Origin of the sequence: Bacillus daqingensis, assembly GCF_042654445.1 — a bacterium.
In the GTDB taxonomy this organism is placed as follows: Bacteria; Bacillota; Bacilli; order Bacillales; family Salisediminibacteriaceae; genus Alkalicoccus; species Alkalicoccus luteus.
In genome coordinates, this window is record NZ_JBHSGK010000004.1 from 59,939 (window position 1) to 74,216 (window position 14,278).

Below are 14,278 nucleotides of genomic sequence, written 5' to 3' on the forward strand. Positions count from 1 at the left end.
GAAAGTGTGTATATTCAGAAAGTTTAGTGTTGATCGTTTTATGGAAAATAAAAATAAGAATAAAGTAATTCGCTGACTCATATAAGGAGTTTCGATCCTTGTTAACAGTAAAATCGGAATGAGAGCGATCGTGTTTAATCTGTAACCAGTAAAAAACCGCCTTCCTGAAAAATCCGGAAGGCGGTTCATTTTTTTATTCAGTGGCTGTCGTGCGGCGTCTCATGAGCATCATGCCGCCGGCACCTGCTGCAAGCAGCGCCATCAGCGCGATGGTTGGGTAGGAAGTAGCCGTTGCAGGCATTTCGTTTCCTTCATCGTCGTGATTGTTGTCATTATGGTTTGCGTTGTTATCCGCGTCGTTGTGGTCGTTGTTGTTGTTGTCATTGTTATGGTTTTCTTCGGCTTCTTCATTGTTGCCGTTGTTGTTCGTTTCTTCAGTTTCTTCGCCTTCGCCATTTCCATTTTCACCATTCTCGCCTGTCATAGCGGCGTCATGGTCAAGAAATGTTTGTTCGAGGCCGGCATCAAGCGTCAGGCTTTCACATGGAACGCCGTCACTGTCGCCGTCAAGGCCTTCCGGGTCATTCTCAGAGCTGTAGTCATGCGACTCCCAGAACTCCCAGACCTCTTGACCTGTTTCAAAATCCCCGCAGTTTACTGTACCTTCTTCGTGATCGGCGTGAGCCGCAGACATACCTCCAAAACCGATGAGAGCAGCGCTGGTGAACGTTACGAACCATTTCTTCATCACACATTCATCCTCCTTGTTTAGAAATATGTACCATAGTACAAGGTTCATTATGGCATAATCGACCTAAATTAGCAATAATATTCTAAAAATTCAAGTTAAGTTCCAGTACGATCCTACCGCTTGAAAGATGGTGCGAACGGGTACAGCACTGACAAACGGGAGTGGGAGGATGCGCTTATGACAGTCATTCAACATTTGCTGGAAGAACCGCTCGTTCTTCTGTTTACGATCTTATTTATCGGCTCTGTGCTCGGGAAAGCACATATAAAAGGAATCAGCCTGGGACTGAGCGCCGTTCTCTTTACGGCAATGTTTTTCGGTCACTATGGCTATCAAGTATCGGAAACCGTCCAAAACCTTGGGCTGACGTTGTTTATCGCAGCGGTCGGACTGGAGGCAGGCCCTCGCTTTTTCCGTATGATGCGAACATCCGGGATGCAGTACGGACTGATCGGGATGCTGATTATCGTAGTTGCGGCCACTGTAACGATTGCGGTAGCGGCGCTGTTTGATCTGCCGGAAGCGCTGGCTGTCGGCATGATGAGCGGAGCGCTCACGAGTACGCCGGGACTTGCTGCAGCGATCGACGCCACGGGTGATGGGGCAGCTTCGGTCGGCTACGGGATTGCGTACCCGGTAGGGGTGCTGGCGGTTGTCCTGTTCGTGCAGCTGTTTCCGAAGCTGTTTCGCATCAATTTGATGCAGGAGCTGGAGCAAAAGTCTGGCCCAAAACGGAGCAGACAGTCACCGGAAGTGATGATGATTGAGGTGACGAGTGATGCGGCGCACCGCAGAACGCTGAAGGAATTAAAAGCAGGGCGCGGTACGTCGGCCGTTGTCAGCCGGGTCATCCGCGGCACCCGGAACATTATCAGTCTGAGCGACACGGTGATTATGAAGGGAGACAGGCTCGTGACGGTTGGTCTGAAGGAAGATTTGGAGCAGGTAAGGGATGAACTCGGAAAAGAAAGCGATGATTCCTTTATCAGTGCCGACCGGGTTGAGCTGAGAAAAGTGACGGTCGGAGCGGAAGATTTAATCGGCAAAAGCCTGCGTGAGCTCGGTCTTCGCAGCCGCTACGGCGTGACCGTTACCCGCGTGGAACGGGGCGGCTTTGAATTCAATCAGCATCCGGGCTGGCGGTTGGAAGCAGGGGACGTGCTGACGGTTGTCAGCAGTGAGGACCGCGTGGAAGAAGTAGAAAAACTTTTCAGCAGGCGGAAGCTGCCGGTCACAAACGTGCACCTGCTTTCGCTCAGCTTAATTTTGTTGTTAGGCGTGCTGGCAGGCATGATCGAACTGCCGCTTCCGGGAGATCAGTCCGTGTCGTTCGGAGCAGCCGGCGGTCCGCTTCTCATTGCGCTTATCATCGGGCATTTTGGACGCCTCGGGCCGATAAGAGCCCGCTTCTTTCAGCCGTCTAATCAGGTTATCCGGGATTTAGGACTCGTTCTGTTTCTTGCAGGAGCAGGAACAACAGCAGGAGAAGGACTCGTCGCAACCGTTGCAGATCAAGGGCCCATCGTTATAGCGGCAGGCGCCCTGATCACGCTCGTTCCAATGCTGCTCGGCTTTTTCGCAGCTTGGCAGCTTTTCCGAATGAGTTCCGTGCATGCCCTCGGCACCTTGTGCGGCGGCATGACGAGCACTCCCGGTCTTGGCGTGCTGAATAAACTTGTCTCAACCGATGATGCCGCGGTCGCCTACGCGGCAGCCTATCCGTTTGCGCTCGTTTTCGTCACGCTGACGTCCCAGCTGCTGCCGTTGTTTTTATAAATTGCATATGTCTCCCGCAAATAAAGAGCGCCTCCCGCAATGGAAGGCGCTTTTCATTCTTTATTCGTCTGTGGAAAGAACCGGGTAGGAAAGGATATCCTCGTCGTCGGCTGAGACGGTAACCGTCGTAACGGTTTCGATTCGGTCCTCTTCTTCACGCTGGCTGATGGTTTCTGTTTCCACCGTCAGGTCAATCGTAATCGTGCCGGCACTGTCCAACTCTTCAAGCGGCAGCTCCTGAACTGATACAGCGTGGGACACGCCTTCTGCAGTCACGTCCAGCACGGCATCCGGGTTTGCATCTGCAAGCGCCTGAACGCCGGCTGTATCAAATGTGACAGAAGCCCCTTCTGAACCGAGACGTGTTTCTGCGGCTAGTCTGGAAACCGCAGATCCTTCAGCGGCCCGTTCAAGCGCCTGAGCAGATACATTGCCTTGAGGTTTGTTGGACTGAATCGCTGCGTCTGCTCCTTCCACCTCAACCTGAGCCGATTGTCCGCGTCCTGGATGCGTTCGCTCGGATTCCGTTGTACCTGACTGATAAATGCTGTTCGCAAGCATGCGGTAGCTATGCTCCGTATGAGCGCGGAAAGCAAGTGAATTGGCAAACAGGGTAAAGGATGTGTCATCCGTTTCAGCAGTGAAGGACATATATTGTCCCTGTGCACGGTCGTTCCCCGGCCACCATCCTGCCTGATAGAAGTCATCTGAGTCAGCGAAGGTAGCAAGCACGTCCGCTTCCTCCGGCACATCTGTAATCCAGCTACCTGTCGTCGTGTACATCAGCTCTTCTGATTCATATCCTGCGTTGACCGGGTGATCCGCAAGCTCTGCCTCAAACAAGCCTTCATGGTTGGCCTGCGTGAAGTCAAAGTTGAAGCCAGGGAGTCCTGCGTTGCTGCGGACGGAGTTCAGGGCGTTTACACCAATTCCGATAAAGGATTTCCCGGCGGCAAGTTCCGGATCGAAGCTGCCGGAATCACTTACAATGACATCTGCATTATCGGCATCCGTCAGCTCAAAGCCAAGCTGGCGGAGCGAGAAGTCAAGCTGATCGGAGCCCGTTGCCGCGACCTGCTGCTGGGAAAGCTCGATCATGCCAGCGTTGCGGCCGTTTCCGTAAGGTTCTGTGTTGAAATAATACTCATCTGCAAATTCCCGCAGATCCGCTGTTTCAACAAGGTAATCTCCTTCAGAAGCATTGCCGCGGGAGTCTGTAAACATTTCAACTGTTTTTCCGTCTGCAAGCAGTTCGTTCACGATGCGCACCGCGTCATTCGTATTGTTGTGCAGGATCTGACGAGGCGGGTTGCCGGTGATGCTTCCGTTTGGTACGGCTACTTCTTCCACTTGTTCCGTCAGGCCGTCCAGTGCCCCTTCATCACGGACTTCCGTCATATCAAAGCCGCGCAGTGCCGGGAAGTTAATCACAATCGGATCGTACATCGCATTCCAGTCCGATACGTTGTCGCCTTCATAGAGCATGGCGTTGGCAAGGCCGCGCTTTGCCTGATTCATCGGTACGACAAACGAGCCTTCCGGATACGTCACGCCATCAATCTCGGTATCCGCTGTAAGCTGTTCCACCTCAATGCTGTTACGGATCAAGTAGTCGGCCATGTTGTAAGCTTCCAGTACATTTTTCTGGGCACTTTCATCTGCCGGAATGACGTAGTAATCCGGGAAAAAGTTGTCGTTTCCATCACGTACACGTCCGATCGATTCACCGGCGGCGTTTACGAAATGTTCATCAACGGAGCGGTCATCTTCATTGTTCACTCCGCGCTCAAAGATAGAGAGCTGATCGGTATAGAGCTCATCCTTATTCTCCAGCACGTAATCGATAGCGCCAAGGCTGCTTCCGACCATCGCCCGGTAGGAATCCTGGCTCAGCGTCGGCGCTTCTACCGTATGGCTGTAGGCACCGTGCAGCATCCCGTACATCGCCGTGTAGGAAGGCGTCATATCATCCCAGCCATCCTCCCAGTCCAGCTTCGGGATGAAGTACGAGTCGAGATTGGAATTGCTGATTCCGCCGCGCCCAAGTGCATGCGCCTGCTCCAGCATGTTGTCGATTAAAAGGTCATATTCAAAGTTCGGATTGTGAGGCGGTGTCGCCGGCTCAATTAAAAATCCGTTAACATAGCCGTGAATATCAATAAAGGAAAGCGGAGTCCACTCGGAAACGAGCTCATTGACCGCTTGTGTTTCCACCTGTGTCTGATAGGCGTTGTCCCGGTTTAAGTCAAAGCCTTCCGCATTGCCACGGGTGTTATAGGCGCGGCCGTCCGGGTTGCTCGTAAACATATACAGCATAATGACGTCATCAAGCGCTTCGTCGACATTCATTGTCACTTCGAACTCTTCCGTGTCGTCCGTGTTCATAAATGTGATGTCTTCTTCGAGCGCAAAATCGCGAAACAGCTCAATCTGCGCATCGACGCCCTCTACTTCATCCGGATGAATATTATTGAACCAGACTGGAACCTGGTAATCGCCGGCTTCTCCGGATGCGATCGCGTCCTTCAGCGCAGCCGGATCGTTCAGCGCCTGCGGCAAGGTTTCGTCGAAATAGCGGTCCACCGCTGCTTCGTCTCTCGCTACAACCGCAAAGTGAATGTCACGGCCTTCTACAGATTCTCCGACCTTTTCATACTGTACGTAGCGGCCGGAATCTGACGCCTGATTCAGTACATCATCAATGGCTGGCTTCAGCTCATCATAGAACAAGAACTCATCATAGACGTTGTAACGAAGCGTCGTTTCCGCGGAAGCGCCGCTCTGTGTGTCGGTCATCGTCAGTTCATAATCGTTTATGAACTGCTGATACTGCGTGCGGATGTTACGGGGTGCCAGGTTGTCTGTGCCGTAAAGCAGCCCGAACTCAATTTCAGCACGTACGAGTCCGTCCTCATCCAGATACGGCCCTTCTGTCACCTGGATAAACGAGCTGCCGTTATAAGACGTGCCGCCCGTATGCTGACGCCATTCCTCGAGCGCCCGTCCGCCGAACGTAAATTCCACGTTTTCGAGGTCAACGTCGCTGCCCAAATCAGCGCTGACTTCCACCGTTCTCTCTTCGGTCAGTGACACGGTATCGATGTTCGTCTGCAGTTCTGTATCGGCACTGGCCTCATCCTGCTGGGCAAAAAAGATAGAGCCAAGCAATAGAACAGAAAGCAGTCCTGCTGTTTTCCTCATTATGTATTCCTCCCCATTTTCAGTTGAAAAACGTCTTTTTACCTTATCAAATATCGTTAGTCATTAGACTGAATAATCAAAAAAACGTTTTAATTCCTAGAACGAGATATATTTCGACAGGCGAAAAGTACCTGAGACCTATGTAAGAACCAGGATGAAAGTATGTATCCTGTCAGATGATCTTCTAAGACCTGTTAGCAAAACGAATCATAAAGGGAAGTTGGGTCACCATAGGAAAACGTCTGCAGGACTGTTTTTACTTCTCAAAAAGCGGGGATACTCAGAGCAGGAGGGATGCCCTTATGCGAATACCGAAATCGCTTGCTGAAGAAGTGATTGCTGCCAGCCGTGACTTTCCGCTGGAAGGCTTCGTCTATGGAAATGGACCTGTAAAGCCGGCGATGATGCTCGTCGGGGAAGCACCCGGCGAAACGGAAATTCATAACGGTGTTCCGTTCAGCGGACGAGCAGGCAAAGAGCTGATGGCCTTTCTGGAAGGCCTCGGACTTTCACGTGAAGAAGTATATATCACCAGTGCGGTCCGCAGCCGGCCGTATCGATGGGGGAAGAGGAACAACCGAGACGGAACGGTGACCGAGCGAAAGTACAATCGTCCACCGACCCAAAAAGAAATAACAGCTCATGCACCGATTCTCGATTATGAGCTCAGCCACGTTCAGGCTCCAGTGATTGTGACACTCGGCAACATTGGCCTGCGACGGCTGGCAGGAACGGACTATAAAGTAGGCGACTGCCACGGCCGGTTTATCCGAACGCCGGTACGCCGCCTTCAAGACGGTGCGTTTGTCTGGTCGGATCGCGATTACCTGCTGTTTCCGACCTTTCACCCGGCTGCCATCTTTTACAACCGCAGCCTGCAGGAGAAAATCGCCGAAGACCAAGAAAAGCTGCGTCATTTTCTGAAAACCGGAGTATCATCGTGAAGCCGCAGGAGGGCTGCCTGCGGCTTTTTTTGCGGTGTGAAGCGGATGTGCAGCACCGCTTTAAAGCCTAAGATTTAACATCCATTTATTGGATGTGTGCAGGTGCTTTCTTAGCTGCGTCATACGTCATCTTTACAAATACTTACAAACAAGCTTGTCTTTTTTCGAGTGGCGAATAATATAAAGAGGAGCCGACTTTTCGGAAAATTATGTGAAATGACGGCCGCTCACCGCCGCGGTGAAAAAAACTGCATAAGGAGTGTTTGGATGAAGCGTTTTATCTGGTTGTTTGCTGCTTTAATGATGATCACGGGGGGACTGTTTGCTTCCGCTGTATCAGCAGGGGAGCAGGACAAAGAAGACTATCTGGTCATGTTTTCCGGCAATGCTGAAAAAGGACTGCTGAACGCATTCGGCGTAGAGGATGAAGATGTTCTCCACGAATTCGAGCTGCTGCCGGTTTATCAGCTTTCCTTAACAGAAGGTCAGGCAAAAGGATTGTCTAACCATCCGCATGTAGAATATGTAGAAGAAGATGCAGAAGTGCAGGCAATGCAGACCGTTCCTTATGGCGTATCCCAAGTACAAGCTCCGGACGTACACCGTTTTGGCTATTTTGGACAGGGAGTTCGCGTGGCGATCCTCGATACTGGTATTGATGCAAACCATCAGGATTTGAACGTGTACGGCGGTCATTCCGTATTCTCAAGCTGGCCCGACAGCAATCCTTACATTGATAACGACGGCCACGGCACGCACGTAGCTGGTACAGTGGCAGCACTGAATAACAGCGTCGGTGTTCTCGGCGTAGCACCTCAGGCACGACTCTACGCGGTCAAAGTTCTTGACCAGAACGGAAGCGGCTCCAATGCCGGAATCGCGCAAGGCATTGAGTGGTCCATTTTGAACAATATGGACATTGTGAATATGTCTCTCGGCGGTCCGACAGATTCCTCTATTCTGCGCGCATACTCGGACTATGCCTACAATCAGGGACTGCTGCTCATCGCTGCGGCAGGTAACAGCGGCAATGCATCCGGCACAGGCGACTCTGTCGGTTACCCGGCTAAATATGATTCTGTCATGGCGGTCGGCGCTGTTGATGCAAACAATAACCGTGCGTCTTTCTCCAGCACAGGTCCGGCTGTTGAAATCGCAGCACCTGGCGTCAGCATTCAGAGCACGTATCCAAACAACGGCTACCGCAGCCTCAACGGAACGTCGATGGCAGCTCCGCACGTAGCCGGCGTTGCAGCCCTTCTGATGCACTACCGTCCAAACTATTCGGCTCAGCAAGTACGAAGCGTGCTGAATAACTCTGCACAGCCGCTCGGCAACTCCAACCACTTTGGAAACGGACTTGTCGGCGCCTACCGCGCATTTGTTTATTAGAATAAAAGAAAAGCTCCCGGAATGTTTAAGCATCCGGGAGCTTTTGATTTTCGACAACGCATTTATTGGTGAATCACCATGCATCGGCCCGTCTCTTTGGACACTCGCTTTCCGGAGGGAACGGGCTCAGCTAACCGCTTCCTTCTAGCGTCGGAATCGGTGGATCTTCGCCTCGTTCTGATCCTCCTGGAGTCGAGGTCCTCCGATTTGGCAGCTGGCAGTCCGGTTGAAACACTTTGTTACGGTGGGAACGAGTTTGGTCAATATGGATAAGTCCATTTTTTACGCGATATTTCTATAACGAGTAGGGGGTGCCAGTACTTCAACGTATTCATTATGAGAGCAAAAGAGCAGTCGCATATACTTATCGTGACGTCTTTCTCCATTAAGCAGCTCCGTTGCACCGAGGTATTCGGCATGGACGCCAGTGAACTCAGCGCAGTTTGAAGATTCCATGCCGTTCGATCTTGAACGGCATGACCACTGCAGGCTCGGTAAGCAGAGAGGAAATACAACCAAACGAATAAACGTGTAAGTAAATTGATTTTGTCAACAGCCTAAGCATCCGGGAGCTTATTGTTGTTTTATTGAAAGGATTACAGTCCGGTAAGAAACGGAACACATATAAGCAGCGGAAGTAGCAAGAACAGGCAGGCAAAGACCGTTCTTCCTTCATACGGGCTCTGCTTTTTCAATAACAGTATGATCGTAGTTAAAAAGAATGCTGGATAAACGATCGTAATCGTAAACAATAGCAGCAGCACAGTGCTTCTCGCGTCAAGAGGGCTTACTGCTGCAAGAGGAAATAAAAGCATCTGCACTGCCAGAAATCCTGTCAGGCTGCACCAGAACCAGCGTGGGAATGTGATGTTCATCGTCCATCTCCTTCTATCAGGGATTCTACGTCCTAGCATATAATGGAGGCAGAAATCTGGTAAACCTTTTTCTGTAAATTGAATGTTTGTTGAGTGTGGTAATTAGTTGTATTTAGATGAAAGAGAAGCTCCCGGGATCAGTATCCGGGAGCTTTTCTTTGTTCTGCTGGAGGAGAGGATGCTGAATAGGGTCTGAACGGCACGGTACATGCACGAACGTTTCATTTGACGTGCGCAACTTATCAACCGCTGCTCCAATCTTTTCATCATGCAGCCTAAACTTATCAAGCTCGCGCGTCAACTTATTATTGTTATTACCATGCGTTCGACATAACGAAAAAGTTTTCATTTCGCCTATGAAAGTTTTCATTCTGCACCCGCAACTTGTCAAACGCTGCCACCAATCAAAGAAGCCCCCGGCCGCAATCGTCTCCCACTTACACGCCGCTGGTCCGGCTTGTAAGAGCTTCCCGGACGGTTTCTGCCGCCTGCTGCATATTGCGAAGGGCAGCTTCTGTTTCCGATTCATTGCGGGTTTTTAAGCCACAGTCCGGATTCACCCAAAACTGGGAGGCCGGCAGAACGCTCAGGCAGCGCTCGATCATGTCGGTCATTTCTCGAACCGGGGGAATACGGGGGCTGTGAATGTCATAAACGCCGAGTCCGATGCCCTTGTCGTACGTGCTGTCCTCGAACGCCTGAATCAGGCCGCCGTGGCTTCTCGATGTTTCAATGGAAATGACGTCGGCGTCCATGGCACTGATCGCGTCGATCATATCGTGAAAGTCGCTGTAGCACATGTGCGTATGGATCTGAGTTTCCGGCTGCGCAACAGCGGACGCGGCACGAAACGAGTTGACAGCCCAGTCCAAGTAATGGGCGCGTTTCTCCCGTTTCAGTGGAAAGCCTTCCCGAAGAGCCGGTTCATCTATCTGGATCATACCAATGCCTGCTTCTTCAAGGGCTTCAACTTCTTGCTGCAACGCTTCCGCAAGCTGATAGGCCGTCACCGATTTAGGCACATCGCTCCGTTCAAATGACCACTTTAAAATAGTTACGGGCCCGGTGAGCATGCCTTTTACCGGGCGATCCGTCAGAGATTGAGCATAAGCGGTTTCAGAGACGGTCATCGAACCTGGAGCAGATACCGCGCCGTAAATGAGCGGCGGCTTGACGCAGCGGGAGCCGTACGACTGGACCCAGCCATTTTGTGTGACGGCCATACCGTCCAGCTTTTCCCCGAAAAATTCTACCATGTCGTTGCGTTCAAATTCACCGTGCACGAGGACATCGAGCCCGATATCTTCCTGAAGCTTAATCCAGCGCTGCATTTTTTCTTCCACCATTGCACGGTAGCGTTTAGCGGATAGTTCCCCGCGCCGATAGGCGGTTCTTGCTTTTCGCATATCGGTCGTCTGAGGCAGGCTGCCGATAGTCGTTGTCGGCAGGAGCGGCAGCTGCCACCTGGCCTGCTGCAGTTCAGCGCGGCGTGAGAAAACAGGCTCTCTCATAGCGAGCTTCTCGCTGCTGCTGTCTCCTGCTGCCGGATAGCTTTTTCGGAACCTGGAAAGAGACGCCTGATGACCGTCCAGCGTGTTCTCCGGAGAGCCCGTGCAGACCTGCTTCAGCAGCTGGAGCTCCTGCAGCTTTTCGTCAGCGAAAGCCATGCCCTGCTTCAAGTCCTCGACGAAGCGTTCCTCCTGCTTAAGGGAAACCGGTACGTGCAGGAGGCTGCAGCTTGTCTGCAGGATTAATGGGTTTTCCGGACAGAGCACTTCAACGCGTCGAACGAGCTTCTGTGCTTCGTGGAGGTCGCTTTTCCAGACGTTACGGCCATCAATTACGCCGATGGCGAGCGCCGCATTCTGGTGAGGTGGATGCTGCCGCAGCTGCTGGAGCGTATCGCCGTCGTCATACATCAGATCGAGTCCGAAGGCGTGAAACGGAAGAGTGGCGAATAAATCCCAGTGCGTCAGCGATTCAAAATACGTCTGCAGCTGCAGCGGTGCCTTCGGGACTAAGTCAAGCAGCTGCTGTAGCCACTTAGCGGCCTGTCCGGCTTCTTCACGGGTCAGGGATGTGACGAGTGCAGGCTCATCAAGCTGAATGAGCGGAGCGCCGGCCTCGTGCAGTTCGCCAATCACTTTTGCATACAGCGAAAGCAGGACGGACATGCAGCTGTCGCGGTGCTCAGCCTCCAGTCCTTTCGCAAGCGTCATAAACGTATAGGGTCCGACGAGCACCGGCTTTGTCTTTATACCCGCGGCTTCCGCTTCCCGATACTGTTCAAGGGGGTAGTTGCTCGTAACGTCAGGCACCCAGCTGTCCTCCAGCTCAGGCACGATATAGTGATAGTTCGTATCAAACCATTTCGTCATTTCCATCGCAGGCGCCTCGCGCGTCCCGCGTGCGGCTGCGAAATACTGATCGAGCTCATTTCCGGACAAGGAAGCGAAACGCTCCGGTACCAGATTAAACATGAACGCCATATCGAGCATATGGTCGTAATACGAAAAGTCACCGACCGGCACCAGATCCAGTCCGCTTGCTTCCAAGCGGGTGAGCCTTTCCAGCCGGATGGCTTTCATTTTTTCCTGCAGCTCAGCTGCGGTTATTTCTTCTTTCCAGTATGCTTCAAGTGCGCGCTTCCATTCCCGGTTTTCACCGATGCGCGGATAGCCTTGTACAGATGTTTTCATGCTTCATTCCTCCTTCAAATGTATGACGCCGAGACAAACAAAAAGCCGTGCCGAAAAGGGGGAAACCCTTCCGGCACGGCAGCAGGACAAAACAGGTGTCTTTCCAGCACGAACGAAGCTTTGGCCGCACGTGTTTTGCGGCAAAGCTGAACAAGCCTGTTTCCACCTCCCTATGACCCGTAGGGCTGATGGTAAAGAACGACAGGCAGGTCTCCTGACTCAAGGATGAACACAGCCGCACCTTCCCGGAAAAAATCCAGTGGCACAGCGGCTGCTAACCTTTTACAGTGGCGGGACCGTTCCGGAGTTGCACCGGATTCCCTTTTAAGATCTGGCGAAGCAGATCACCTGTTGTTCATTACGTTATCAAGTTTGTCGTCATCATACAGGAAAAGGGAGTAAGTTGTCAAAATCATCTAAAAGAAGCGCGGCTTCATTTTTCCCATAAAAAGGATATAATAGAAGGGAGGTGAGAACACATGAGCATCCATTTTCATGATGAACGGTTAAAAGGGAGCTATAACAGCAGGGACGCCGACGCTGACTGGGTAAAAACGATGCAGGAGCTGACAGCAGGAGAAGATATCAAGCATGCCGCAGACATTGGCTGCGGCGGGGGGATCTATACGAACGAGCTGCTGAAACTTGGGGCTGATAGAGCAGTCGGCATTGATTTTTCGGAAGTAAGCCTGCGCGATGCAAAAGAACGTCATCAGCACGAGAGACGGCTCTCATTTCAGCAGGGGACCGCGGAACGAACCGGTCTCGCACGGTGCGGCCAGGATCTGGTGCTTGCCCGGGCACTGATCCATCATCTGTCGGATACAGCCGCTTTTCTGAAAGAGGCAGCACGGGTGCTGTGTGCGAAAGGGCGGCTGATCATACAGGACCGGACCGTTTCAGACTGTCTGCTTCCCGGAAGCCACGTGCACATCCGGGGTTGGCTGCTTGATTATTTTCCGCACCTTGCCGAGGTCGAAAAAAAGAGGCGTCCGAATAAAATGGACGTCCTCGAGCAGATGAAAGCTGCCGGCTTTACCGGTGTGACAGTTTTTTCTATATGGGAGAAGCGAAAACAGTTTGCAACGAGGCAGCAGCTGCTGGATGATCTTCGCCAGCGAACGGGACGGAGTATTTTACACGAACTGACAGACAGCGAGCTGGAAGCGTTTCTCGATTTTCTGCAGACGAAGCTTTCGGAAGGGGCTGTAACAGAAGCCAACCGGTGGACGATCTGGACAGGACAGGCTACTTGATCAGCCCGCGTGCCTGCATCACATCAGCAAGACGCCTGCAGGCCGTGTAATAGGCAGCACGACGGTAGGAGACGCCGGAATCCTGCTTGGTCCGGTTCGTGCGGCTGAAGGCCTGGCGCATGTAGTGCTCCAGCTGACTCAGCGCATCGGCCTTGCTCCATTCTTCCTTGCGCTCGTTCATCCGCCACTCCAGGTAGGAAACGACGACACCGCCGGCATTGGTCAGAATATCCGGGAGTACCTCAATGCCGCGTTCTTCCAGCACCCGGTCTGCATCTGCTGTTACCGGACCGTTCGCGCCTTCTGCGATCAGGTCTGCCTGGATCAGCCGGGCGGTCTCCTCATCAATAGCGCCGCCCATGGCGGCCGGGATCAGCACGTCGCACGGCACTTCAAATACGGCCGCTGACTCATGGTCTCCGCCAAGGCTGCCCGTGTCGGTTTTTTTCTTCAATACTTTCTCCACGTTTAGTCCATTCTCATCAATGATAGTGGAAGAGGAATCTGAAATCGCCGTAATGATCGCTCCTTTATCAGCGAGAATGCGGGCGCAGAACGATCCGACGTTTCCGGCTCCCTGGATGGCGACTTTCAAATTATTCAGGCTGCGGTCCTGTTCCTTGAGCCAGCAGCGAATCGTATGAACGACGCCGGCTGCCGTGGCTTCCACCCGGCCCGGGATGCCTCCGATAACCGGATCTTTCCCAGTGAAGACGGCATTATATGGATCGTGCAGATGTTTTTCGTATTCATCCAGCATCCAGCCGATTTCCTGCTGGCCGATGTTGACGTCCGGAGCGGGAATGTCCTGGTCGCGGCCGATGTAAGGGGACAGCTTACGGATGTAGGAGCGGATCACGCGCTCGCGTTCGTTATCAGACAGCTGTTTTGGATCTGCAGCAATTCCGCCTTTTGCGCCGCCGAAGGGCAGGTGCATTAAGGCATTTTTCATCGTCATCCAGGAGGCGAGCAGCGACGTTTCGTCGATGTTTGTTTCCGGGTGGAGCCGGATGCCGCCTTTACCGGGACCCAGCAGGGAGGAGTGCAGTGTACGGAAACCCTCCACCACGCGCATGTTTCCTTCATCGGATTCATAAGGAACCGAAAAGGCGAGCTGCCTCTCCGGAATGCGGAGCAGCTGCTGAAAATCGTCATGCAGCTCCAGGTGTTCAGATGCTTCGTTGATCATGGCATAGAGTTCTTGCGTGTTCATCCAATCAGCTCCTTCACAGTGTCTACTCCGGTACCTTCCCCGTCCGGAGAGAAGCTAAGCGCGGGAACGTCATCTTCGCAGGCTTCAGCTGCCGGACACGTTATTTTTTTAGAAAATTTCTGCAGATAAGGCTTGACGGTTTTGAAAAGCTGCACTATGATAAAAGAGCAC

9 protein-coding genes and 1 riboswitch are annotated in these 14,278 nt (G+C 52.4%); of the genes, 4 read left to right on the forward strand and 5 right to left on the reverse strand.

From position 1 onward, the window contains the following. Positions 1–193: 193 nt before the first annotated feature. The gene (locus ACFO4L_RS05145) at positions 194–751 is read right to left on the reverse strand and encodes a hypothetical protein (protein ID WP_377908630.1); all 558 of its coding nucleotides are present in this window, start codon (positions 749–751) and stop codon (positions 194–196) included. Positions 752–928: 177 nt separating this feature from the next. Here ACFO4L_RS05145 and ACFO4L_RS05150 point away from each other — a divergent pair, with 177 nt between their 5' ends. After that, the gene (locus ACFO4L_RS05150) at positions 929–2,527 is read left to right on the forward strand and encodes an aspartate:alanine exchanger family transporter (RefSeq protein ID WP_377908631.1); all 1,599 of its coding nucleotides are present in this window, start codon (positions 929–931) and stop codon (positions 2,525–2,527) included. Between the two features lie 60 nt (positions 2,528–2,587). On the opposite strand, the gene ACFO4L_RS05155 is transcribed toward ACFO4L_RS05150, so the two are convergent. Beyond that, the gene (locus ACFO4L_RS05155) at positions 2,588–5,728 is read right to left on the reverse strand and encodes a M14 family metallopeptidase (RefSeq protein WP_377908632.1); all 3,141 of its coding nucleotides are present in this window, start codon (positions 5,726–5,728) and stop codon (positions 2,588–2,590) included. A gap of 302 nt (positions 5,729–6,030) precedes the next feature. Here ACFO4L_RS05155 and ACFO4L_RS05160 point away from each other — a divergent pair, with 302 nt between their 5' ends. Continuing rightward, the gene (locus tag ACFO4L_RS05160; protein ID WP_377908633.1) at positions 6,031–6,672 is read left to right on the forward strand and encodes a uracil-DNA glycosylase; all 642 of its coding nucleotides are present in this window, start codon (positions 6,031–6,033) and stop codon (positions 6,670–6,672) included. A 267-nt stretch (positions 6,673–6,939) separates the two neighbouring features. Then, positions 6,940–8,064 (forward strand): S8 family peptidase, encoded by a 1,125-nt coding sequence (locus ACFO4L_RS05165; protein WP_377908634.1) that lies wholly within the window; start codon positions 6,940–6,942, stop codon positions 8,062–8,064. Between the two features lie 596 nt (positions 8,065–8,660). Here ACFO4L_RS05165 and ACFO4L_RS05170 read toward each other — a convergent pair. Further along, entirely contained in the window at positions 8,661–8,939 is a 279-nt protein-coding gene (locus ACFO4L_RS05170; protein WP_377908635.1) for a hypothetical protein, read from the reverse strand. A 437-nt stretch (positions 8,940–9,376) separates the two neighbouring features. Then, entirely contained in the window at positions 9,377–11,638 is a 2,262-nt protein-coding gene (metE, locus tag ACFO4L_RS05175) for a 5-methyltetrahydropteroyltriglutamate--homocysteine S-methyltransferase (protein WP_377908636.1), read from the reverse strand. Between the two features lie 187 nt (positions 11,639–11,825). Then, positions 11,826–12,005: riboswitch (cobalamin riboswitch) on the reverse strand. A 112-nt stretch (positions 12,006–12,117) separates the two neighbouring features. Here metE and ACFO4L_RS05180 point away from each other — a divergent pair. Further along, the gene (locus tag ACFO4L_RS05180; RefSeq protein ID WP_377908637.1) at positions 12,118–12,894 is read left to right on the forward strand and encodes a class I SAM-dependent methyltransferase; all 777 of its coding nucleotides are present in this window, start codon (positions 12,118–12,120) and stop codon (positions 12,892–12,894) included. Here ACFO4L_RS05180 and ACFO4L_RS05185 read toward each other — a convergent pair. Next, on the reverse strand, positions 12,887–14,107 hold the full coding sequence (locus ACFO4L_RS05185) for a Glu/Leu/Phe/Val family dehydrogenase (RefSeq protein WP_377908638.1): 1,221 nt from the start codon (positions 14,105–14,107) through the stop codon (positions 12,887–12,889). The genes ACFO4L_RS05180 and ACFO4L_RS05185 overlap by 8 nt on opposite strands. Positions 14,108–14,278: the final 171 nt, after the last annotated feature.